Annotated in this window: 15 protein-coding genes and 1 pseudogene; 12 read left to right on the forward strand and 4 right to left on the reverse strand. The window is 69.8% G+C overall.

Going from position 1 to position 21,922, the window contains the following annotated elements; genetic code table 11:
• Window positions 1-2: 2 nt before the first annotated feature.
• Window positions 3-1,244, reverse strand: coding sequence for a glycosyltransferase (locus tag D7X30_RS06955; RefSeq protein WP_120562057.1), 1,242 nt, complete (start codon window positions 1,242-1,244; stop codon window positions 3-5).
• Window positions 1,241-3,433 carry a polysaccharide biosynthesis tyrosine autokinase gene (locus tag D7X30_RS06960; RefSeq protein ID WP_120562058.1) on the reverse strand — a complete coding sequence of 731 codons (2,193 nt, stop codon included), beginning with the start codon at window positions 3,431-3,433 and terminating at the stop codon, window positions 1,241-1,243. The genes D7X30_RS06955 and D7X30_RS06960 overlap by 4 nt, the downstream gene beginning before the upstream one ends.
• 220 nt (window positions 3,434-3,653) lie before the next feature.
• Between D7X30_RS06960 and D7X30_RS06965 the strand changes: the two genes are divergently transcribed.
• The 12 genes from D7X30_RS06965 to D7X30_RS07020 all read left to right on the forward strand — a co-directional run bounded on the left by D7X30_RS06965 (window position 3,654) and on the right by D7X30_RS07020 (window position 20,146).
• Window positions 3,654-4,985, forward strand: coding sequence for a bifunctional glycosyltransferase/class I SAM-dependent methyltransferase (locus tag D7X30_RS06965; protein ID WP_120562059.1), 1,332 nt, complete (start codon window positions 3,654-3,656; stop codon window positions 4,983-4,985).
• Between the two features lie 7 nt (window positions 4,986-4,992).
• Window positions 4,993-6,690, forward strand: a complete 1,698-nt coding sequence (locus D7X30_RS06970; RefSeq protein ID WP_370051373.1) for a hypothetical protein — start codon at window positions 4,993-4,995, stop codon at window positions 6,688-6,690.
• Window positions 6,691-6,732: 42 nt separating this feature from the next.
• The gene (locus D7X30_RS06975) at window positions 6,733-7,062 is read left to right on the forward strand and encodes a cytochrome c (RefSeq protein ID WP_120562060.1); all 330 of its coding nucleotides are present in this window, start codon (window positions 6,733-6,735) and stop codon (window positions 7,060-7,062) included.
• Window positions 7,063-7,121: 59 nt separating this feature from the next.
• Window positions 7,122-7,439 carry a hypothetical protein gene (locus D7X30_RS06980; protein WP_120562061.1) on the forward strand — a complete coding sequence of 106 codons (318 nt, stop codon included), beginning with the start codon at window positions 7,122-7,124 and terminating at the stop codon, window positions 7,437-7,439.
• Between the two features lie 191 nt (window positions 7,440-7,630).
• Window positions 7,631-8,332, forward strand: a complete 702-nt coding sequence (locus D7X30_RS06985; RefSeq protein ID WP_120562062.1) for a hypothetical protein — start codon at window positions 7,631-7,633, stop codon at window positions 8,330-8,332.
• Window positions 8,333-8,358: 26 nt separating this feature from the next.
• Window positions 8,359-8,811: a c-type cytochrome gene (locus tag D7X30_RS06990; protein WP_120562063.1), complete on the forward strand. Its 453-nt coding sequence runs from the start codon at window positions 8,359-8,361 to the stop codon at window positions 8,809-8,811.
• A complete protein-coding gene (locus tag D7X30_RS06995; protein ID WP_120562064.1) occupies window positions 8,811-13,199 on the forward strand; it encodes a DUF4114 domain-containing protein in 4,389 nt (1,462 codons plus the stop codon). Before D7X30_RS06990 ends, D7X30_RS06995 begins: the two co-directional genes overlap by 1 nt.
• Window positions 13,196-13,705, forward strand: a complete 510-nt coding sequence (locus tag D7X30_RS07000; RefSeq protein WP_120562065.1) for a prepilin-type N-terminal cleavage/methylation domain-containing protein — start codon at window positions 13,196-13,198, stop codon at window positions 13,703-13,705. The genes D7X30_RS06995 and D7X30_RS07000 overlap by 4 nt, the downstream gene beginning before the upstream one ends.
• Window positions 13,702-14,934 (forward strand): PilW family protein, encoded by a 1,233-nt coding sequence (locus D7X30_RS07005; RefSeq protein WP_120562066.1) that lies wholly within the window; start codon window positions 13,702-13,704, stop codon window positions 14,932-14,934. Before D7X30_RS07000 ends, D7X30_RS07005 begins: the two co-directional genes overlap by 4 nt.
• The gene (locus D7X30_RS07010; RefSeq protein WP_120562067.1) at window positions 14,931-15,626 is read left to right on the forward strand and encodes a Tfp pilus assembly protein FimT/FimU; all 696 of its coding nucleotides are present in this window, start codon (window positions 14,931-14,933) and stop codon (window positions 15,624-15,626) included. Before D7X30_RS07005 ends, D7X30_RS07010 begins: the two co-directional genes overlap by 4 nt.
• A 167-nt stretch (window positions 15,627-15,793) precedes the next feature.
• Window positions 15,794-19,378: a transcription-repair coupling factor gene (gene mfd / locus D7X30_RS07015; RefSeq protein ID WP_120562068.1), complete on the forward strand. Its 3,585-nt coding sequence runs from the start codon at window positions 15,794-15,796 to the stop codon at window positions 19,376-19,378.
• A 36-nt stretch (window positions 19,379-19,414) separates the two neighbouring features.
• Window positions 19,415-20,146 carry a DUF2652 domain-containing protein gene (locus tag D7X30_RS07020; protein WP_120562069.1) on the forward strand — a complete coding sequence of 244 codons (732 nt, stop codon included), beginning with the start codon at window positions 19,415-19,417 and terminating at the stop codon, window positions 20,144-20,146.
• 9 nt (window positions 20,147-20,155) lie between these two features.
• Here D7X30_RS07020 and argE read toward each other — a convergent pair whose 3' ends face one another.
• Both argE and D7X30_RS07030 read right to left on the reverse strand, forming a co-directional pair.
• Window positions 20,156-21,298 (reverse strand): acetylornithine deacetylase, encoded by a 1,143-nt coding sequence (argE, locus tag D7X30_RS07025; protein ID WP_120562070.1) that lies wholly within the window; start codon window positions 21,296-21,298, stop codon window positions 20,156-20,158.
• Window positions 21,299-21,392: 94 nt separating this feature from the next.
• Window positions 21,393-21,922, reverse strand: a pseudogene (locus D7X30_RS07030) (hypothetical protein); the annotation flags it as partial.

Genomic DNA, 21,922 nt, shown 5'->3' on the forward strand with positions numbered 1-21,922 from the left:
CCTCAGCCCCCACCCACGGCGGGCCGCGCGGACACATCGGGTTCCACGCTCACGGGCCGCCGTCCGAGCGCCTCCGCGTACAAGTCCAGGCTGCGCGACGCCATCACGTCATGGGCGAACTCCGCCCGCGCACGCTCCCGCGCCCCGCGCGACAGCCGCTCCCGCAGGCCCGGCTCCTCCACCAACCGGCGCGCCGCCGACGCCAGCGCCCGCGCATCTCCCACGGGCACCGTGAGCCCGGTGCGCTCGTGCAGGCTCACCCACGCCACGCCAGAGTCCGGCACGGCGGTGTTGAGCACGGGCAATCCACTCGCCAGCGCCTCCACCTGCGACAGGCCATACGCCTCGCTGCGCGCGTTGCTCGGGAACCACAGGGCCGTCGCGGCCCGGTACGCGCCCGTCAGCGCCTCCGGCGACAGGTAGCCCGCCCACGTCACCCGGTCCTCGATGCCCAGCGCCTTCGCCCGCGCGCGGCCTTCCTCCGCCAGCGGCCCCTCGCCCACGATGACCAGCCGCCCCGGCGCGTGCACCAGCGCCTCCAGCGCCGTGAACAACCCCTTGTAGTAGACGAGCCGCCCCACCATCAGCCACAGCGGTCCGCCCGCCGCCTCCGCCGTCCACCGCGCCTGGGCCTCGCGCGCTTCCGCGGAAGGAGGCCGCAGGTACGACTCCAGCTCGATGCCCAGCGGCAGCACCCGCACCTTCGGCTTGAACGTCGACAGCAGCGACGAGCCGCGCACGTACGCGTCGCTCGTGGCCAGCAGCCGCGCCGCGCGCGAGTACAGCATCCACTCGAAGGGACGGAACAGCGCGCCCGCGACCTTCTGCCGGATGATGTCGCTCTGGTGCGTCACCACCACCGCGGGCAGGCGCGGCACCGCGTCCAGCGCCAGCACCATGCTCGGGTTGGGCACGTGCAGGTGCACCACGTCCACGCCCCGCGCCAGCGCCCGCCTGAGCACGAACGGCAGCGACGGCATCACGTCCATGCGCGCCACCGACGCGAGCCGCCCCAGGCGGATCACGCGCACCGGTCCATCCCACTCCTCACGCGTGGGGCTGCGCCCGTGGAACTCGTGGCTCGTCCCGGTGCCATCCACGGAGTGGTTCGCGCACAGCACCTCCACCTGCGCGCCCAGCGACGCCTGCGCGCGCGCCAGCGTGCGCAAGTGCGCCTCCATGCCGCCGGAGGCCGGAGGGTAGAACTTCCCCAGGTGCAGCACCCGCAGGCCCGCGGCCTTCACGACGGCGCCACCCCGCCCTTGGGCTCGTCCTGCGTCGGGCCATAGCCCTGGTAGCCCAGGTACGTGTCGCCGTAGCGCGGCTGTCGCAGGTCCACGTCGTTGAGGATGGCGCCGAACATCCGCGCCTGCACGTCCGCCAACGAGCGCAGCGCGCGCTTCGCGGCGCCCCGGTCCGTCCGGCCCGCCTTGAGCACCATCACCACGCCGTCCGCCTGCGTGGCCAGCACCGCCGCGTCCACCACCGCATTGAGCGGCGGGCTGTCCAGGATGATGCGGTCGAACTTCTCCCCCGCCGCGCGCAGCAGCTCCTTGAAGGCACGCGTGTGCAGCAGCTCCGCGGGGTTCGGCGGCAGCGGGCCACACGGCAGCACGAAGAGGTTGGGCACCTCCGTGCTCTTCACCGCCTTGTCCAGCGAGCCCTCGCCCACCACCAGCGAGCTGATGCCCAGGTCATTGGGCACGCCGAACGCGCGGTGCAGCCGGGGCCGGCGCATGTCCGTGTCCAGCAGCAGCACCCGGTTGCCGCTCTGGGCCATGGCCACGCCCAGGTTGATGCACGTGGTGGACTTGCCCTCCTGCGGGCCGCTGGACGTCACCACCAGCGTCTTGCAGGGATGATCCGGCGACATGAACAGGAGGTTGGTGCGCACGGCGCGGCAGCACTCCGCCACCGCCGAGCGCGGCGCGCGGTGCACGTACAAATCGCGGTCGCCCGGCGCCTTCGTGGCCTCCATGCGCGGCACCACACCCAGGAACGCCAGGCCCAGCACGTCCTCCACGTCCGCCTGCGACCCGACGGTGTTCTCCAGCATCTCCAGGAACAGCGCCACGCCCAGCCCCAGGAGCAGCCCCATCACCCAGCCCACCAGCAGGTTGCGGCGCGTGTGCGGCCGCACCGGCACCATCGCCGGCTGCGCGGGGTCCAGCACGCGCACGTTGCTCGTGCGCAGCAACCCCGACAGCTCGATGTCCTTCAGCCGCTTGAGCACCAGCTCGTACAGGCGCTGGTTGTTGTCCGACTCGCGCTGCAGCCGTCCGTACTCGATGGCCTTCTTGTTCACCTGGAAGGCCTCGGCCTTGGTCTCGTCCAGGAGCTTGTTGAGGTTCTTCTCCTCGCCCTGCGCCTCCGCCAGCTGCGTCTCCGCCGAGCGCACCACGTTGGTCAGGCTCTTGAGCAGGTCCGCGCGCACGACGTCCAGCTTGCGGTTGCACTCCAAGAGCTTCGGGTGCTCCGGCAGGTAGCGCTCAGTCAGCTCCGCGCACGCGGCCTTCTGTTCGCCGTAGCGCGATTTGAGATCTTGGATGGGACCGTCCTTCGCGCCGGGCACGGCCTCCGCCCACGTCTCGTCGTTGCCGGCGTCCTTGCGCAGCCGGTGGATGGCGTCCACGCGCGCCTGCTGCGCCGCGATGCGCGTGCGCACCTCGGTGAGCTTCAGGTTGTAGGAGTTGATCCGCTCGCTGACGATGGACAGCCGCGACTCCAGCGACGTGGACAGCATGTCCGCGTCCTTCTTCAGGTCGTAGACGGCCATCTCGCCGGCCTTGGACTGGCGGCCCAGCTCATCCAGGCGGCCCTCCAGCCACGTGCGCGCCTCCTCCGTGGTGCGAAGCTTCAGCGCCAGGTTCTCCGCCATGTACGCGGCGGCCACCTCGTTGGAGAGCAGCGCCGCGCGCGCGGGGTCCACGTCCTCCACGCCGATGTTCATCACCCGCGAGTCCTTGCCGGGCACCACCTGGATGCGCGAGCGCAACAGCCCCACCGCGTCCGTGTCCTCCAGCGCCTTCGCGCGCTCCGCCGGGTCCTGGTTCGCCGGCAGGCCCAGGAAGGACGCGTCCTTCGTCAGCCCCAGCCGGTCCACCACGCGACTTGCCACCGCGCGCGAGGTGATGATCTCACTCTGCGTGGCGTAGTACTCCTTGTTGAACCAGTAGTTGCTGCGCTCCTCCCCCATCACCTCCTTCACCTCGCCGTCGAGGATGCGCGGCGCGGTGACGTCGATGATGAGCGAGGTGCTGGCCGCGTAGATGCGCGGCTGGCGCAGCGTCCACGCCGCCGTGAGCGCGGTGACCCCCAACGCCACCCCGAGCATCACCCACCGCCGGCGCCACACACCCCGCACCCGGTGCATCACGCTCGCGGACGTCGCGCCGGGCGCTCCACCGGCCGGGTCCAACACCGTTCCTTCCACGTCGCGTCTCTCCGGAAGTGGCTGCCGCGGGCGGTCTCCACCGGCCCGAACTCATCCGGACCCGACCTGCACCCACATCGCGCTGGGGGGAATAACGCCCGGAGCGTGCAACGGGCCGGGCGGGTTGTCCATCCGACCGACGCCGCCTGGATGCTCCCCATCCATCCGCCCCGGTCCGTGAACGCGCACCCTGGAGGGTCCTGTGGTAGGGAGCGGCGCAATGGTTCCTGCGCTTTCCGTCGTCCTGCCCTTCAACCCCGCCACCGCCGCCGCCGCCGCCCGATTCGCTCACGCGCTGTCCGGCCAGGCCCAGGTCGTGCTCGCGGGTGAAGGGCCGGTGGACGTCACGCCCGGTCCCAACGTCCACGTCCTCTCCGCCCAGGGCGGCAAGGGGGCGGCCATCCGTGCCGCGCTGCCCCACGTCACCGGCGCCCACACGGTGCTCCAGGATCCGGACACCGCCTACTCGCCCGACACCTACGACGCCCTGGTGCAGCCCCTGCGTGACGACACCGCGGACGGCGTCTTCGGCCGGCGCCCCGGCATGTCGCCGGAGATGGTGGCCGAGCGCGCGCTGGGCGGCATCACCCGCTTCGTCACCGACGTGGCGCTGACGGATCCGCTCACCGGCCTGCGCGCCTTCCGCACGGAGGCGCTGCGCTCCATCCAGCTCACCAGTGACGACGACGCGGTGGACGCGGAGCTGGTGGTGAAGCTGGCCGCGCAGCTCTTCCGCCTCACCGAAGTGTCCCTGCCGCCGCTGCGGGCCGTGCCGCGCCGCCCGGCCTCCGCGCACCTGGCCCGCCTGCGCACGCTGGTGCGCTACGCCACCGTGCGCGACGACGCGGACAACCAGCACGAGGGCTACTCCACCCTGGAGCGCATGGACGGCGCCACCCACTACAACCAGTGGCTGGGCCGCCGCTTCCGCGAGCACATGGGCCGGCGCGTGCTGGAGATTGGCGCCGGCATCGGCACCATCACCCGCGAGCTGGAGGCCGGCGCGGAGCACCTGGTCGCGCTGGAGGTGGAGCGCTTCTACGTGGACCGCTTGAAGAACCTCTTCCGAGGCAAGCCCCACGTGCGCCCCTACCTGTCCGACGTGGCGCTCGCGGACTGGGAGGCGCTGAAGGCGGAGAACCTGGACACCATCGTGCTGTCCAACGTGATGGAGCACATCCCGGACGACGCGTCCGCGGTGCGCCGCTTCCGTCAGATCCTCCAGCCGGACGGCCGCGTGCTCATCCTCGTGCCGGCGCTGCCGCAGCTGTTCGGCGCCATCGACGAGGCCGTGGGCCACTACCGCCGCTACACGCCGGAGTCCCTGCGCGCGGTGCTGCAGGAGAACGGCTTCCGCGTGGACACGCTGGAGTGGATGAACCTGGTCGGCCTGCCGGGCTGGTACGTCAACAGCCGCATCCTGCGCCGCCGCGCGGTGCCCAAGCTCCAGCTCAAGCTCTACGACACGCTGGCCCCCCTGCTCGCGCAGGCCGAGCAACAGGTGCGGCTGCCCGTGGGCATGAGCCTCTTCGCCGTCGCCCGCGCCGTCTGATGCCCGCGTGAGCGCCGAACCCCACCCCACCTCCCCGCCGCCCTCCGACGCGGCCCTGGCGCCCCCCACCGTGGCGCCCGCGCCCCGCGCCGCGGGACTGCCCAGAGCGGTGTGGGCCACGGTCGTGGCGCTCTACGTGGTCCTCTTCCCGTACCACCCGGGCCTGCGCTCGCCCAACGAGCTGTGCCGCCTGTGGCAGACGCGCGCCCTGGTGGAGGACGGGACGCTGGAGATCAACCGCGCCCTGCGCGACTACGGCCCGGTGGGCGACCTGTCCGTGATGGACGGGCGCTACTACCCGTCCAAGGCGCCGCTGCTGTCCTTCGCCGCGGTGCCCGTGTACGCGGGCCTGAGGGTCCTGGGCGGCAGCCACCGCTACGCCGTGCCGGAGGTGCCGCTCGTCTTCTTCAGCCGCCTCTTCCTCACGGTGCTGCCCACGCTGGGGCTGCTGTGGCTGGTGCGCCGCTTCCTGCGCGCGTTCCTGTCGCCCGTCGTCGCGGACGGCGTCACGGTGACGTACGCGCTGGGCTCGCTGGCGTTCAGCTACTCGCTGCTCTTCATGAGCCACCAGACGACGGCGGTGCTGCTCTTCGCGGGCTTCTACGCGCTCTGGAAGCTGTCGCGCGGCGAGTGGCGCGAGCGCGGCTACGTCGTGGCCGGCGCGTGCGCGGGCGCCACCGTCGCCGCCGAGTACACCGGCGCGCTGGGCGTGCTGGGCCTCATCCTCTACGCCGTGCTCACCGTGCTGGGCACGCAGGAGCCCGGGGCCGCGCGGCTGAAGAAGCTGGGGCGGGCCACGGGGCTCGCCGTGCTGGGCGCGCTGCCCTTCATCGTGGCGCTGGGGCTCTACCACCAGGCCACCTTCGGGCACCCGCTGGAGACGGGCTACAAGCACCTCAACGACGCGGCCTACCAGCCGTGGCACCTGGGCGGCTTCCTGGGCATCCGCACGCCGGATCCGCGCGCCTTCACGCTGTCGTTCTTCTCCCCGCTGCGGGGCCTCTTCACCCTGTCGCCGTTCCTCTTGCTCGCGCTGCCCGGACTCGCGCTGCTCAAGCGCCTGGGCCGGACGTCCGCGGAAGGACGCGCCCTCTTCTGGATGTCCGCGGCCACGCTCGCCGGCTACACGTACTTCACCTCGTCGTTCACCTACGACTCGTGGGGTTGGACGACAGGGCCCCGGCACCTCACGGGGCTGGTGCCCTTCCTGCTGCTGCCCGCGGGCCTGGTGCTGGAGCGGCTGCGCGGCGCAGGCCGGCCGGTGCTGTCCGGCATCGCGGCCATGCTGTGCGCGGCGTCCGTGCTCGTCACGGGCCTGGCCACCTTCGTCAACTACATCCCCGACGACGTCTCCACCCCCGTGCTCGCGCTGGCCCGGCCGCTGCTCCTGGACGGCTACCACCCGCCCAACCTGCTCGCCTGGCTGGGCCTGCCCACGTCCCTGGCGGGCGCGGTGCTGCTCGCGGCGCTCGTCACCGTGGCGGCGTCCGTCTTCGGAGCGCTGCTCCGGGACGCGGCCGGACGCACGCCTCCGCCAGCGGCCTGGGTGGCGGGGCTCGCGACGCTGGCGGTGCTCACGAGCGCACAGGCGGCGTTCACCCGGAACGACCGGGCGGATCAGAACGCGGTGCGCTTCCTGGAGTCCGTCTGGCTCCAGCCTCCCAACCGCCCCACCGCGCCCTTCTGGCCCCGCGCCGGTTCCTGAGCGCGTGGCTATACTGGCGTCCCCCTCCCTCGGAGACCGTGCATGACCTCGCGGTGGTGCCTGCTGTCCACCCTCCTGCTGTGCGCCCCGGCCGTTTCCCACGCCGAGGACGCCGCCGCCCTCTGGGACAAGAGCTGCAAGAACTGCCACGGTCCGGACGGCCGCGCCCAGACGCGCATGGGCCAGAAGGAGTCCATCCCCGACATGAGCCGGGCCGCCTGGCAGAAGGCGGAGTCGGACACCGAACTGCGAGACGTCATCGCCAACGGTTCGTCCCACAACCCCAAGATGAAGGCCTACAAGGACCGGCTCACCCCGGAGCAGCTGGACGCCCTGGTGCGATACATCCGCACCTTCAAGGCGAAGGAGTAGCGCTCGTGAATAACCCTCCGCGCCCGGGCGTCGTGGGGATTGGGAGAATTGGAGCCGCCATGAAGACCCTCACCGTCGCCATCGTGTTCTGCCTGTCCATGGTCAGCCTCTTCACGTCGGTGCGCGCCGACGCCAATGCCTTCCCCCGCCTGGAGCCGGGCGTCTCCCAGCCGGTGGCGCTGATGCCCAAGGGCGGCGACGGCAAGGGCGGTGGCAAGGGCGGCAGCGACGGCGGCAAGGGCGGCGAGGAGGACGAAGAGGAGTACCGCCGGCAGACCCGCGCCCTCTCCCAGAAGGCCGCCCTGGAGCTGGTGGACCCCGGTGTCCTGGACGACATGCTCCGCCTGCGCGCCGCCGTGCGCGGCGGCCAGCGCTGAGGCTCGGGCTACCTCGCAAGAATGAGGGGGCTCGCAAAGTTTGCGCAGCCCCCTGACGTCAGACGGCACCCCCCCGCCTCACGGACATCCCTTATTCCGGCGGGTTGAGCGCCGGAATTCCCGGCACGAAGCTTGCTGTTCATTGGCTCCCAAGCCGTACCTCCCCCCAGGGGTACGTGAAGGAGCCCCCGATGGTGCGTCGCCCAACTCCCCGCCGTCAGTCCCGTGGCTTCACGCTCCTGCTCGCGCTGGGCGTGGTCGCGGTCGTGACGATGGCGGTGATGCTCAGCTACAGCGTGGTGGGCCGCGAGGCCGACACCCAGGCGGACACCCGCCGCCAGAAGCAGGCGTTCTTCGCCGCCGAGGCGGGCCTCGCCGAAGGGCGCGAGACGGTGCGCCTGCTGCTGAACAACAACGGGAACAACGCCACGATGGGCCTGTCCGCCGCCCTGGGAGGGGTCGCTCCGGTGGCCGACATCCCCGCGCTGGCCGCCGCCAATCCCCCCTGGTACGAGCTGCTGCCCGGACCGGAGGACGGATGGAACCCGTACACGGTGACCACGACCAACCTGAGCGCGTCTGAAGTCCCCGTGGGCGTGGACTTCCCGGAGCAGCGCAACGTGCGCTACCGCGTCTTCATCCGGGATGACCTGGATGACGACCAGAACACCGTCGACAGCAACCGCCAGCTGTGGGTCCTCGCCGTGGGCGAGGTGACCATGGAGAACGGCCGCCGTCCGACGCGCTCCATGGTCCAGGCGCTGGTCACCAACGCGATTGGCGAATCCATCTTCGCGCCCGGCTGCATCACCAAGGGCTGCGGCCCGGACATGACCTACAACAATCCCACGGACCAGAAGGCGCCCGCGGGAACCACCATCACCCTTCCGTGACCTCGTCTTCTCCCACGAGCCCCCCCATGAAACGCCTGATTCCCCTGCTGCTCCTGCTGCCGGTGCTCGCCAGCGCCCAGGACCGAGGCGCGGTGGCCTTCAACAAGGCCTGCGCACAATGCCACCAAGCCAGGACCCCGACGGAGAAGCAGCCGGTGGGGCCGCTCGGCGTGCGCAAGCCCGTGGGTCCCTACATGGACCAGGTGCTGGACAAGAAGACCCTGGTGGAGGTCCGCACGTGGGTGCAGTCCCCCCACATGATCAACCCGAAGACGGACTGCGACACGCGCCTGCTGCCCCGCGACGAGCTGGACGCCCTCACCAGCTACCTGTCCACCGTGGTGGTGGCCCCCGCGCCCCCCCGCCGGATGATGCTGCGCAAGCAGATGACGGAGCAGGTGGCGGCACGCAAGGCGCGTGACAAGGCCGAGGCCGAAGCGAAGGCGAAGTCCCAGCCGAAGAACCAGGGGAAGCAGTGATGCGCACGCTCTTTCAACGAACCCTCACGGCGCTGGTGCTGGCGGTCGCGACGCCCTCGCTGACCCACGCGCAGCAGCTCTGCCAGGACGACCTGTCCAACGACAAGCAGGGCGCCTTCAAGCTGGGCCCTGACGGCCTCACCGTCGCCAACGACACCATCCTCCTGCGCAAGGACGGCCGGCTCCAGCTCAACACCAACCTCAAGAAGCTGGACTCAGAGAACATCATCTTCCCGTTCGACCAGACGGTCACCATCGACTACGTGTACGAGTCCGCCGGCGCGTCGCACTCGCTCGGCTACATGTACATGGAAGACGTGGTGAAGCGGGGCTACGCGGACAAGGACACCCACGAGCTGGTCGACCTGAACGACAACGGCATCCTCGACCTGCACGAGGCCATCTACAACCTGACGCCGGACGACGACACCGTCCTGCCCATCAAGTACGTGGGCCTGTCGCGGCGCTGCAACAACACCTTCACGTCCGGGGGCAAGAAGTACAACGAGCCCGAGCTGGCGATGGGCGCCTGCGGCAGCACCTTCCGCCACGACGACGACGTCACGGACGCGCGCCCGGGCCGCGGGCACTCCGCCGAATTCAACATCGCCACGGACTGGGTGGGCGTCAACGACGTCAACGACGCGCAGGGCGACCGGGGGCTGTTCAACTACATCCCCAACCTGCTCGAGCCGAAAGTGCCGGAGAACGGCAACCTGGGCATTGGAAGAATGGTCTACCTGCTCGTGGACGACGACAGCGACCATACCGTCACGCGCAACCTGGGTCCCGTCGCGGACGCCGACGACACCTTCAACGGCGTGCCCGACTACAACGTCTCCCAGTATGACTTCCGGGGCATCAAGCTCCCCGCGCCCATCAAGCCCCCTAACGATGCGCCGAAGTCAGAAAAGGACCAGTACGCCGCGGACAAGGACAACTACGAGAAGATCAACACCGGCGACCGCCGGGTGAACCTGGGCCTCGTCGCGGGTGGCAAGGAGATCATCTTCTTCGCCGTCGTCTACTACGAGGCCCGCCACAACACGGACAACGACACGGTCGCCCCCTGCCTCAAGCGCCAGCCCTATACGGGCAACCCCCTCGAGGACGGCAAGTGCCTGTTGCACCTGCAGACGTCCGTCTCCGTGTTCTTCTCCAAGGCCACCTGGAACCTGGACCAGAACTTCAAGGCGCCCACGAACAACGTGGTGGCGGAGCGCAACATCGGCTGCAAGTACTCCGAGAGCTGCAACTCCCCCACGGACGGGTCCGCCTGCAAGATTGACGGCACGAGCCCGGTCAAGAAGGCCTGCGGCTGGCTGGAGAATGACACGCTCAAGCGCCTGGACTCGCCTGCCTACAAGAACCTGAAGATGCCCATGGAGGGCGTGGTCGTGCCGGTTCCGGGTAAGGACATCACCGACCCGGAGAAGGCCGCTGCCATGGCCAGCATGAACTTCATGCCCCACGTCATCGTGGGCGCGCCCACCACGGACCCCTTCCGGTGGATCCTCGGCTTCGAGGACCTCAACGGCGGCGGTGACCGCGACTTCAACGACATCGTGTTCATGATCAACAAGGAGAACGGCGGTGGCGCCAAGTCCACCACCATCACCTCTGACGTCATGACCGACGATCCGGCCAAGGGCAAGCTGGGCCCGGAATTCACCATCACCAAGGTCCGCTTCCGCCGCCAGGACGACGTCGCCCCGTACGCGACCCCGGGCAACCCGCCCACGAACATCCGCACCAAGTCCTCCTGCAACATGGTGGAGGATCCGGCCTGCAAGCCCGCCCCAGCCTGCACGAAGGCGCCCTGCTGGACCGAAGAGGTCGCGGGTGCCTGCACCGCGAGCAGCGTGAAGCCCACCATCACCTATTCCATCGCCGTGGACTGCCGCACGCTGAACGCCGCGGGCATCTACGAGAAGAACGAAAACCCCGCGTGGGTGCCGGTGCCGCTCAACAACGACAAGCAGTACCCCGACCAGGAGGTGGAGATCGACATCCTGGCGCTGGGCCTCACCGGGTCGCAGCTGTGCTGGAAGGTGGACATCAGCAGCCCCAGCGAGCTGTGCCGTCCCATCATCGACGAGGTCGACATCGGCTACCAGGCGGTGCGCTCCGGCTCCTACGCGCGCTCCAGCCCCAGCACCCTGGGCAACGTCGCGGTCTGGGGCGTGAACGAAACGCCGGGCCAGAACTGGGGCAAGGGCTGGAGCGCCACCGAGGGCAGCCTGCCCGCGGCCGGCACGCGCGCCTATGACGACGCCAAGGACTTCACCATCCGCGGCCGCCTGTACATGCAGTCGCTCTACGAGCCGGGGGTCGCCAAGACCGACCCGAAGCTGCGCTGGGAATCCGGCCGCGTGATGGCGCTGTCGCTGGCCGGCTCCGCTCGCAAGCTCTACACGACGAACGGCTCGGGGGTCCGCACGGAGGTCAGTGACGTGGCCGCGTTGGGCAACACGCTGCTGCCTTCCTCCTACTGCAACACGTACAGCGAGATTGACGGCCGCTACCTGTACGACATGAACAACGACGGCACCTGCAGCGTCGCCACGCAGACGGATCCCGCCGCCAACCCCTACAGCGACCGCCAGTTCCTCGTCGACTGGTTGTACGGGTACGACAACAAGCGGACCTCGACGTTCCGCCCCTGGGCCTTCGGCGGCATCAACCTCTCCACCGTGGCGGTGGCGGTGCCCCCGTACCAGGACAACTGGTACCAGAACGCGAAGGGCACCGAGCGCGACACCTACCGCAAGAACTTCATGACGCCCCTCCAGGAGCGCAGCACCAAGGCCTTCGTGGGGACGATGTCGGGCGTGCTGCACGCCTTCGACGCGGGTGAGTTCCGCAACGCCCTGAACGACGACTGCGTGGGGGAGGCCCAGTTCCGCGGCTACTTCCTGCCGAAGACGTGCCCTGCCGACAAGACCAAGGCGATCCGCGAGTACGGGACCGGCAAGGAAGAGTTCGCCTACATGCCCTTCCTGATGCTGGATCAGTACCGCAACCAGTACGTGCGCTTCCGCGGCTCGGGCACCCTGCCCAAGCCGCAGATGGACGCTTCGCCCAGCATCGCCAACGTGGACCTGGGTGACCGCAACGACTGGAACGACAACATCAAGTACACCTGGACGCCCGCGGCCACGGCGCAGAAGCAGCAGGGTGCCAAGACGGTGCTCGTCTCCGCCACGGGCAAGACCAGCCCGGTGGTCTTCGCGCTGGACATCACGGATCCCTCGAAGACGGACCGGTACCCGCTGCCCATGTGGGAGTTCAGCCTGGCGAACACGGAGGTGACGTCCGCCTTCACCCAGGCCGTGAAGGACGACAAGACCGGCACCGTGAAGCTGCCGGACAACTCGGGCTCCCGGCACGCGCCTTCGGTGGGGCGCATCTCCTGGGGCTCCGCGCAGGACAAGGACCGGCGCTGGGTGGCGGTGGTGGGCACCGACTACGACCCGGGCGAGGCGCGCGCGGGCGCCGTCTACATCCTCGACATGAAGACGGGGAAGCCGCTCGAGTACGGAAGCGGCAAGTACGCGGGCGTCGTCACCTTCGAGCAGGGCTCGGGCATCGCGGCGGAGACAGCGATGCTGGACCTGGACCAGGACGGCTCCTACGACGTCCTGTACGTGCCCACCACGGCCGGCAGCGTGTGGCGCGTCAACCTCAAGGACGTGAACACCTCGCGGAAGCTGGGCAGCCAGGTGCAGAAGTGCATGGTGGCCCACGCGGCGTCCGCGCTGGAGGGCCGCGCGGATGCGAGCCAGACGCAGCTGGACCTGCAGGAGCTCTACTCCAACATCGCGGTGAAGCTGGTCGCGACGGATGCGGGCCCGGCGGTGCGCTTCTACTTCGGCACCAGCGACAGCCCCGACAAGTACACGGACGGCTACCTCCCGGATGTCCAGAACCCCCAGAACCCCACGTACCAGTACCACCTGCTCGCCTTCGAGGACACGGACCCCACGGGCAAGAACGGGTGCACGGAGCTCAAGCCCCTGTGGGTGCAGAAGATGAGCCCGGGCCAGAAGCTGTGGGGCGGCGTGGCGCTCAGCTCGGACAACATCTACGCGGCGACCGCGGTGGGCACGGCGGCGGACATCTGCAGCCTGAACGCGGACGCGAAGGGTGAGGCCTACATGGCCAGCCAGTCGAGCGGCGCGCTTGTCGGTGGTGGGGCGACCGAGCTGGACGGCCACGCCATCTCCGCGCCGGTGGTCCACGACGAGCACCTCTTCGTGCTCACGGCCACGGGTAAGATGAAGGTCAAGGGCGGAGAGGACTGGAACAACAAGGCGGGCACGAGCGGCGTGCCGCGCTCGCAGATCATGTTGTGGGAACCGCTGCCTGACGGGAGACTGCCGCAATGAAGCAGCGCGCCTCACGGGGTGTCACCCTGCTGGAAGTCATGGCCACCATGGCCGTCATGCTGCTGGGAGTCGCGGCGGCGATGACCGTGGTGAGCCAGACGACCCGCTCCAATCGCCGGACCCTGACCGCCAACCAGGCGCAGATCATCGCGGAGCAGACCCTGGAGAACATCCTTCAGCGGGGCTGCCAGGGTTCGGTGACGTGCGAGACGGCGTCGAACGAAACCTTCGACGTGTACCAGACGTCGGAGGGGTTCCAGCGGGAGACGGCTCCCACGGATCCGAACATCGTCGCGCGCAAGTACACGGTGACCGTGGACGTGGACAACTCCGTGGTCCCCGGCAGCATCGAGGATGGCAAGGCGGGCGAGCCGGCCATCACCCGCCCGCTCGTGGGGGCCACGACGGGCACGCTCGTGAACGTGCGGGTCTCCGTGGCCTGGGATGAGCCGGGCATCCGCGAGGGCCAGCAGATGGTGGTCCTCCAGAGTCGAATGGCGCCATGAAACCGTCCTCCTTGCGCAACCGGGGCTTCACGCTCCTTGAAGTGATGATCGCCAGCGCCATTGGGGTCATCGTGCTCACCACGGGGCTGGTGGTGGGCGCCCAGATGCAGAAGCGCGCCCTGTTCGAGGAACAGACGATGACCGCCCAGGTCACCGGGCGGGCCGTGAAGGATCAGATCACGCTGGACGTGTCCCGCGCGGGCACCGGCATGGGCAACACGCCCATCTCCTTCGCGAACGACGACGAGCGCTCGGCCATCACGGTCTGGTCCAAGCCGGACCTGACGACGGGCATCGGGACCACGCTGGGCGCGGACCCGACGGACTACGCGCCGCCGCCCGTGGGGTTCCCGGCGTCGGACGCCCTCCAGCTCTACTGGGGGGACACGAACGGGATGCTCACCCTGAGGACCTGCGACACGCTGTCGCGGATCCGCGAGGAGGAGACCACCACGGCGGGCACCTTCTGCACGCGCCCGAATCCCTCGACGGCGCTGGCGGATCCCGCCACCCCTACGCTGGCCGTTATCGCCAGCGGCGGCAACAAGAAGGCCTGTCCCGTCCTGGTGGACAGCGTGCAGGAGTCCTCCGGGAAGCTCGTCATCAAGGGGCCGACCCCCGAGGTGCCGCGCTCGGATGTCTGCGCCGGCAAGGACCTGTGGACGAAGGCGTCCGGGGACGTCGAGAACTGGGTGGCCCTGCGGCTGAGCGGCGCGGCCTACCGGGTGAACTGGAGGGGCGGCATCCCCACCCTGGAGTACCGCGCCCCGAACCAGGAGGACTGGTCGGTGTTGAGCCGTGACGTGGAGCAGCTCACCGTGCGCGAGGGCGTCGTCAATCTCGCCAATCCCCTGAACACGCTGGACTGGTATCCCGGCGAGAACCCGGCGGCCCCGGGCGCCCCGCATCCGGCCATCTCCGACTGCGACGTGGGCAAGTACACCCTGGGCTCTTGCAAGACGGACGACCTCGCCTTCGGGGGAGGTCCTCTTCCGGCCGCGACCACGAAGGAAGAGGTCATCAAGCGCCTCCGCCAGCGGGTGCGTGAGCTGGAGGTGACGCTGGTCATCCGCACGCGGCGCATCAACCGCGACGCGGACACCACGGGCACGGATGAAGAGGGCCAGGCGAAGGACGGCTACACGCGCCGTCGCTACACGTTCCGCGTCGCGGCGCGCAACATGACCGTGGGCCTGACCCGGCCCGTTTCGGCTCCGGTGACTCCATGAAGCAGACGCGTGGCATGACGTTGTTGGAGATACTGACCGCGCTGGCGGTGGTGTCCGTCTTCATCGCCCTGGCGGTGGGAGGGCTGCAGGGGCGCATTGGCGGGCAGCGCGAGAGCATGGCCACGCGCGAGCTGTGGTCGGGCGCGCTGCGAGCGCGCCAGCTGGCCATCAGCACCAACCAGCCCGTGCGCATCGTGGTGGAGAAAGACGTCGACCTGCCGGATGGCACGCGGCGCACCGTGGCTCGCTGGGAACAGCTGAAGTGCGGCGATGACCTGGCCAACCCGGACCAGTGGTCCATGAACCAGTGTCCCAGCACGGCCTGCGTGGCCACGACCTGCCGCGACATGCCCGACTGCTGCAGCACCACGGGGCCGGACATCGTCATCCCGGACAGCATGAGCGCGGCGGACATCAACAACCTGTGCTTCCTGCCGGGTTCCGGCCGGCCGGCGTTGAACAAGATGGACTGCATGCAGGGGCAGCTGGGCCAGGCCGCCCTCGTCGCCGCCGCGGCGCCGAAGGACCACCAGATCCAGTTCCGGTTCACCTCCGGCCGCCCCAAGAGCGTGCTGATGGTGGAGCCGCTGACGGGCCTGTCCAGCGTGATGGATTGCGACTCGGTGGCCGCCACCACCACGGACGCCACCCGGAAGGACCTCCGGCTGGCGAACGCCTGCAACGAGCCCTGAGCGGGCCCGCCGCGCGCCCGGGGACCTTCCCGTGTCCCGGGCGCGCGTGAGCCTCCCCGCCCAGCCGCCGTCCCGCTGTCCCCATGGACACGACAGGTGTCCGCATCCAGCGTTGATTTGGGAGAAGCCGCACCCTAATTAGCCGAGGGCCCCACACGGGCCCCCGAATGGATACCTCTCTTCCTCCGAAGTCCGATGGCACGTCCTGGCCCGGCGGTGCTCCCCCTCCCTCCGGTGATGCCTTCGCCCGGCTCCTCGCCTCCCTGCGCGTGGGGCACCGCGCGCGAACACAGGGGGTGAAGGGCGCGGCGCGTGGCCACCTGCTCGCCCGCCTGCACCGCGAGCTGCGCGCACCCCTGGTGTGCGTGGCCGTGGATGAAGAAGCGGCGGACGCGCTCGCGCACGACCTGGCTTTCTTCCTGGGAGGCACCGGCAGCCTGCTGGAGCCCCGTGTGCTGCGGCTGCCCGCGGACGAGGTGCTCCCGTACGACGAGCTGTCACCGGAGGCGGGCCCCATCACGGAGCGCCTGGGCGCGCTGTTCCACCTGGCGCGAGGCACGCCGTTCCCCGCGCTGGTGCTGTCCCTGCGCGCGCTGCACCGCCGCGTGCTGCCGCTGGGGGTGATGGAGGGGCTGGCCCAGCGCGTGGAGGTGGGCCAGGACTTCGACCGCGACTCGCTGGCGCGGAAGCTGGCGCTGATGGGCTACCAGAACAGCCCGCTGGTGGAGGACAAGGGCACCTTCAGCGTGCGCGGCGGCCTGCTGGACGTCTTCAGCCCGCTGTACGAGCGGCCGGTGCGCCTGGAGTTCTTCGGGGACACCATCGAGTCCATCCGCGTCTTCGACCCGGAGTCGCAGCGCACGGTGGACGCGCTCAAGACGGTGGACCTGGTGCCCGCGCGCGAGCTGCTGCTCACCGACGACACCCGCCCGCGCGCCGAGGCCGCCGCCCGCGCGGTGGCGGACCGCATCAACCTGCCCACCATCAAGCTGCGCGAGCGGCTGGACGCGCTCCGCGAAGGGCTGCCCGGCTTCGGGCTGGAGGGGCTGCTGCCCGGCTTCTTCGAGGGCGGGCTGGCCTCGGTGTTCGACTACCTGCGCGCGTGGGCCCAGGAGCCCGTCGTCTACCTGGACGACCCGGTGGGCCTGGACCGCGTGCTGGAGGAACTGTCGGCGGAGCTGGCGAAGGGCGTGGAGGAGGCGGACGCGCGACAGGACCTCACCTATCCGCCGGAGCACCACTTCCTCACGCGCGAGGGCGTGGCGGAGGGCCTCAAGGCCCTGCGCGTGGTGGAGGGCGGAGGCCTGTCGCTCACGCAGTCCGAAGCGCCCGTGGCCTTCACCTTCGGCACGACGCAGGACCTGCGCGAGGCCATCCTCGCGCACCACGGCGAGGAGGGCGCGCTCACCCCGCTGGTGGAGCGGCTGCAACGCTGGCGCGACACCGGCGTGGCGTGCGCGGTGGCGTGCGGCACACTCAGCCAGGCGGACCGGCTGAAGCGGCTGCTGTTGGACCGCTCCGTGATGGTGAAGGTGCACACGGAAGCGTTGCAGGACCCGGCGAAGCTGTACGAGCCGGCGGTCTGGGCGCACCTGTTCACCGGCGAGGTGAGCCACGGCTTCATCGACCCGGAAGGCCGTCTGGCGGTGCTCGCGGATGAAGAGATTTTTGGCGTCCGCTCCCGCCGCCGCGTCAAGCGCAGCAAGAAGCTGGACGCGTTCGCCGCGGGCTTCAAGGACCTGAAGGAAGGCGACCTCATCGTCCACACCGACTTCGGCATCGGGCGCTACGCGGGCCTGACGAAGATGGAGGTGCAGGGCGTGCCGGGGGACTTCCTCGTCCTGGAGTACGCGGGGCGGGACAAGATCTACCTGCCGGTGGGCCGCATGCGGCTCATCCAGAAGTTCACCGGCGGCGACCCTGAGAAGGTCCAGCTGGACAAGCTGGGCACGGCGAGCTGGGAGAAGACGAAGAAGCGCGTCAAGGAGCAGCTGCTCAAGATGGCGGCGGAGCTCCTGCAGATGGCCGCCGCGCGCAAGGCACACCCGGGCTACGCGTTCGCGCCGCCGGACCGCTACTTCGCCCAGTTCGAGGCGGACTTCGAGTTCGAGGAGACGCCGGACCAGGCGAAGGCCATCGAGGACGTGCTGTCGGACATGCAGAAGGCGCAGCCGATGGACCGGCTCGTCTGCGGCGACGTGGGCTACGGCAAGACGGAGGTGGCGATGCGCGCCGCCTTCAAGGCCACGTTGGATCGCAAGCAGGTGGCGGTGCTGGTGCCCACCACGGTGCTGGCGCAGCAGCACTTCCACTCCTTCAAGAAGCGCTTCAAGGACTACCCCGTCACGGTGGAGGTCATCTCCGGCATCCGCAAGCCGCCGGAGATCCGCGACATCCTGCGCCGCGCCAAGGAGGGCAAGGTCGACATCGTCATCGGCACGCACAAGCTGCTGGCGGGCGAGGTGGCCTTCAAGGACCTGGGGCTGCTGGTGGTGGATGAGGAGCAGCGCTTCGGCGTGAAGCAGAAGGAGGCGCTCAAGCGGCTGCGCACGCAGGTGGACGTGCTGACGCTGACGGCGACGCCCATCCCCCGCACGCTGCACATGAGCATGTCCGGCGTGCGCGACATGAGCATCATCGCCACGCCGCCGCAGGACCGCCGGGCCATCCGCACCTTCGTGATGAAGTACGACGAGGCCGCCATCAAGGAGGCCGTCGAGCGCGAGATTGCCCGCGGTGGCCAGATCTTCTTCGTGCACAACCGCGTGGAGTCCCTGCCGTCCATGGAGCAGGAGCTGAAGAAGCTCTTGCCGAACGTCTCCATCGGCGTGGCGCACGGCCAGATGGGCGAGGGGCAGCTGGAGAAGGTGATGCTCCAGTTCACGGAGCACAAGTTCCAGGTGCTCTTGTGCACCAGCATCATCGAGAGCGGCATCGACATCTCCAGCGCCAACACGATGATCGTCAACCGCGCGGACCAGTTCGGCCTGGCGCAGCTCTACCAGCTGCGCGGACGCGTGGGCCGCAGCAAGGAGCGCGCGTACGCGTACCTGCTGGTGCCCACCCGCCGCCCGGTGACGAAGGACGCGCAGCGGCGCCTGGAGGTGCTCCAGAACTTCACGGAGCTGGGCGCGGGCTTCTCCATCGCCAGCCACGACCTGGAGATCCGCGGCGCGGGCAACCTGCTGGGCGAGAAGCAGTCCGGCGCCATCGCGGAGATTGGCTTCGACCTGTACGCGCAGCTGATGGAGGAGGCCGTCGCGGAGCTCCAGGGCCAACCGCCCAAGGTGCACGTGGAGCCGGACATCAACCTGCCCATGCCGGCGCTCATCCCCGACGACTACGTGGCGGACGTGCACCAGCGGCTGGTGTTCTACAAGCGCTTCAGCCAGGCCAGCCACCCGGACGAGGTGACGGACCTGCGCGCGGAGCTGGTGGACCGCTACGGCGAGGCGCCCGACGAGGTGGACGCCCTCTCCGAGGTGACGCTCCTCAAGATCGACATGCGCGAGCTGCGGCTGCGCGCGCTGGAGGGGGGCCCGGCCCGGCTGTCCCTGGCGCTGGGCGGAGACGCGCTCCTGGACGGCGCGAAGGTCGCGGGGCTGGTGCAGCGCTCCAAGGGCTTCTACCGGCTGACGCCGGACATGAAGCTCATCGCCCGCGTGCCCCCGGAGGTGAAGGGGCACGCCCTGCTGGCGGAGGCGCACAAGCTGCTGCGCGACGTGGGCACCTGCGCGCTGCCCCGGCACTGACGCACGTCCGGGGACTTAAGATAGGCTGGCCGCCGAATGGCGATTGAGAAGGCGCTGTTGCTCATCGCGGACATCGGCGGCTACACCCGCTTCATGCGGCAGCACCGCTTCGGTCTCGCGCACGCGCAGGACACGGTGGCCCAGCTGCTGGAAGCCGTCATCGACGCGTCCGGCCGGTTCAAGCTGGCGAAGCTCGAAGGCGACGCGGCCTTCTTCTACGCCGTGGGCGAGGACACCTCGCCGGTCGCGAAGCAGGTGGCGGCCATCCGCCGTGCCTTCCTGGAGCGCCGGGAGCAGCTGGCCATCGACCGCATGTGCAAGTGCGACGGGTGCACGCAGGTGGGCAACCTGACGCTCAAGTTCGTGGCCCACGCCGGCGAGGTCGCCTTCCAGAAGGTGAAGCACCTCACGGAGCTGGCGGGCGTGGACGTCATCCTCCTGCACCGGATGCTGAAGAACGACGTGCCCGTGTCCGAGTACGTCCTGATGACAGACGCGGTGCACCAGCGCCTGGAGCCGGAGCTGCGCCAGCTCAGCCAGGGGCTGGAGCACGACTTCGAGGGCATGGGCCGCACGCCGACGCACTACATCGAACTGAGCTCACTGGTGACGAGCGTGCCCGCGCCGCGCCCCAACCTGCTGCGCAAGCTGTGGAACAAGCTGGCGATGGAGCTGCGCTCGCTGAAGTACGTGCTCGGCTTCAAGGAGGCGTGCGAGGGCTTCCGCAACGTGGAGGTCGTCGAAGACGCCGCACCCGGGAAGCCCTGAGCGCGGCCTTCAGCCGCCCGTGCAGAAGCGCGCGACGGCCTGCGAGAGCGCGGCCTCGCAGCGCACCAGGTCTTCCATGGGGACGAACTCGCCCGTCTGGTGCGCGACGCGGATGTCGCCGGGGCCGAACACCACGGCCTCCGCGCCCAGCTCCGTGAGCTGCGGGGCCTCCGTGCCGAAGGACACCGTTTCGGACGCGTTGCCGCTGACCTGCTCCAGGAAGCGCACCACGTCCGCGTCGCCGCGCGTGTGGACGCCGCGGTCCATGCGCAGGACCTTGATGCGCGCCTCGTAGGCGGGCTCGTCGCGGGTGAGCTCCTGGCGGATGTGCTCCAGCATCTCGGGGACGCGCTCCGCGGCCTGGCCGGGGATGGGGCGCCATTCGACGGTGAAGCGGCAGGAACCGGGCAGGACGTTCTTCGCCTTGCCGCCCTGGATGAGGCCCACGTTCACGGTGGTGAAGGGCGGCTGGAAGCCTTCGTCGCGGTCCTCGCGGAGGACGGTGTTCGCCAGCGTCTCCAGCCGGTGCAGGAAGCGGCCGGCGCGGAAGATGGCGGACGCGCCCAGCTCCGGGTACGCGCTGTGCCCTTCCTTGCCCAGCACCTCCACCTCCGCCAGGCAGTAGCCCTTGTTGGCGCGCACGGGGATGAGGCGCGTGGGCTCGCCGACGATGGCGTGCCTCGCGCGGCCCAGGCCGGCGGACACCAGCTTCTTCGCGCCCACGAGGCCGACCTCTTCATCGGCGGTGAGGATGACGAGCAGGGGCGCGTCCAGCTTCGGCAGGTCCTTGCGCGTGGCGGTGTGCAGCGCGCAGGCGATGAAGCCCTTGGTGTCACAGGCGCCGCGGCCATACAGCTTGCCGTCGCGTTCCGTGAGGCGCAGCGCGTCCGTCCAGGCGGCGTCATAGGGCACGCAGTCGGAGTGGCCCACCAGGGCCAGCGCGGCGCGGTCCGCGTCGCCCTTGCGCGCGACGAGGTTCACCTTCGCCACGCCCGCGTCGTCGGTGTAGTGCTGGCGCTCGGCGGTGAAGCCCGCGGCCTCCAGCCGCGCCTGGGCGTAGTCGATGAGGGGCGCGTTGGGGCGCGAGGACGTGGTGTCCAGTGCCACCAGTTCCGCCAGGGTGGCCCGCAGGGCGGGCAGCGTGTCGCTCATGGGACGGCCTCCAGTCAGGCCACCTCCATGCCACCGCCCGCGCCGCGACGCCAGTGGGCCCGTATCCCAGGCGTCGCGCGGAGGCCCCCGCGGGCTACAGACCCGGCGCGGGCGACGGAGTGGACACCGCGTCCGGGTTCCCCAGGCCCTTGTTGATGGCCGGCTCGGAGGCCGTCACGTGGCCCACGTAGAAGACCCCGTGGTAGCCGTCCTTGTTGGCCGAGTTCCACCGGTGCATGAAGAAGCGGTCCCCGTTGTCCTTCCCCTTCGCCTCCTTCACGCCGCAGTCCAGCTTGCTGCTCTGCTTGTTCGCGGCGCAGATCCATGCCGTGCCGCTGTCGTAGGCCATGTCCAGGGCCGTGACGTCGTCGAGCTGGTCCTTCAGCAGGTAGCCCATGGGCTTGTACTGATTGTTCCAGGGCAGGCCCCTCGCCGTGCGCGGATGGATGTTGCCGCTCACCACCAGGTGGAAGCGCTCCGGCTTCGCCTTCACCTTCGCCAGCACCGTCTTCGTCAGCGCGTCCTCGCGCTGCTGCCCTGACAGCTTCGGGTGGTCGTAGACGAACACCGCCACGTCCAGGCCCTGCGCTCGCAGGTGACGCAGCTGCTCCAGCATGTTCGCCA

This window comes from Corallococcus sp. AB011P, from assembly GCF_003611605.1.
In the GTDB taxonomy this organism is placed as follows: Bacteria; Myxococcota; Myxococcia; order Myxococcales; family Myxococcaceae; genus Corallococcus; species Corallococcus coralloides.

Bases quoted from the DNA above. Each gene is read 5' to 3' on its own strand.
- D7X30_RS07020 (WP_120562069.1), top strand. From the start codon at position 19,415: ATGGCGATTGAGAAGGCGCTGTTGCTCATCGCGGACATCGGCGGCTAC.
- D7X30_RS07010 (WP_120562067.1), top strand. From the start codon at position 14,931: ATGAAGCAGACGCGTGGCATGACGTTGTTGGAGATACTGACCGCGCTG.
- D7X30_RS06975 (WP_120562060.1), top strand. From the start codon at position 6,733: ATGACCTCGCGGTGGTGCCTGCTGTCCACCCTCCTGCTGTGCGCCCCG.
- D7X30_RS06990 (WP_120562063.1), top strand. From the start codon at position 8,359: ATGAAACGCCTGATTCCCCTGCTGCTCCTGCTGCCGGTGCTCGCCAGC.
- D7X30_RS07000 (WP_120562065.1), top strand. From the start codon at position 13,196: ATGAAGCAGCGCGCCTCACGGGGTGTCACCCTGCTGGAAGTCATGGCC.
- D7X30_RS07005 (WP_120562066.1), top strand. From the start codon at position 13,702: ATGAAACCGTCCTCCTTGCGCAACCGGGGCTTCACGCTCCTTGAAGTG.
- argE (WP_120562070.1), bottom strand. From the start codon at position 21,298: ATGAGCGACACGCTGCCCGCCCTGCGGGCCACCCTGGCGGAACTGGTG.
- D7X30_RS06995 (WP_120562064.1), top strand. From the start codon at position 8,811: ATGCGCACGCTCTTTCAACGAACCCTCACGGCGCTGGTGCTGGCGGTC.
- D7X30_RS06985 (WP_120562062.1), top strand. From the start codon at position 7,631: ATGGTGCGTCGCCCAACTCCCCGCCGTCAGTCCCGTGGCTTCACGCTC.
- D7X30_RS06965 (WP_120562059.1), top strand. From the start codon at position 3,654: ATGGTTCCTGCGCTTTCCGTCGTCCTGCCCTTCAACCCCGCCACCGCC.
- D7X30_RS06980 (WP_120562061.1), top strand. From the start codon at position 7,122: ATGAAGACCCTCACCGTCGCCATCGTGTTCTGCCTGTCCATGGTCAGC.
- mfd (WP_120562068.1), top strand. From the start codon at position 15,794: ATGGATACCTCTCTTCCTCCGAAGTCCGATGGCACGTCCTGGCCCGGC.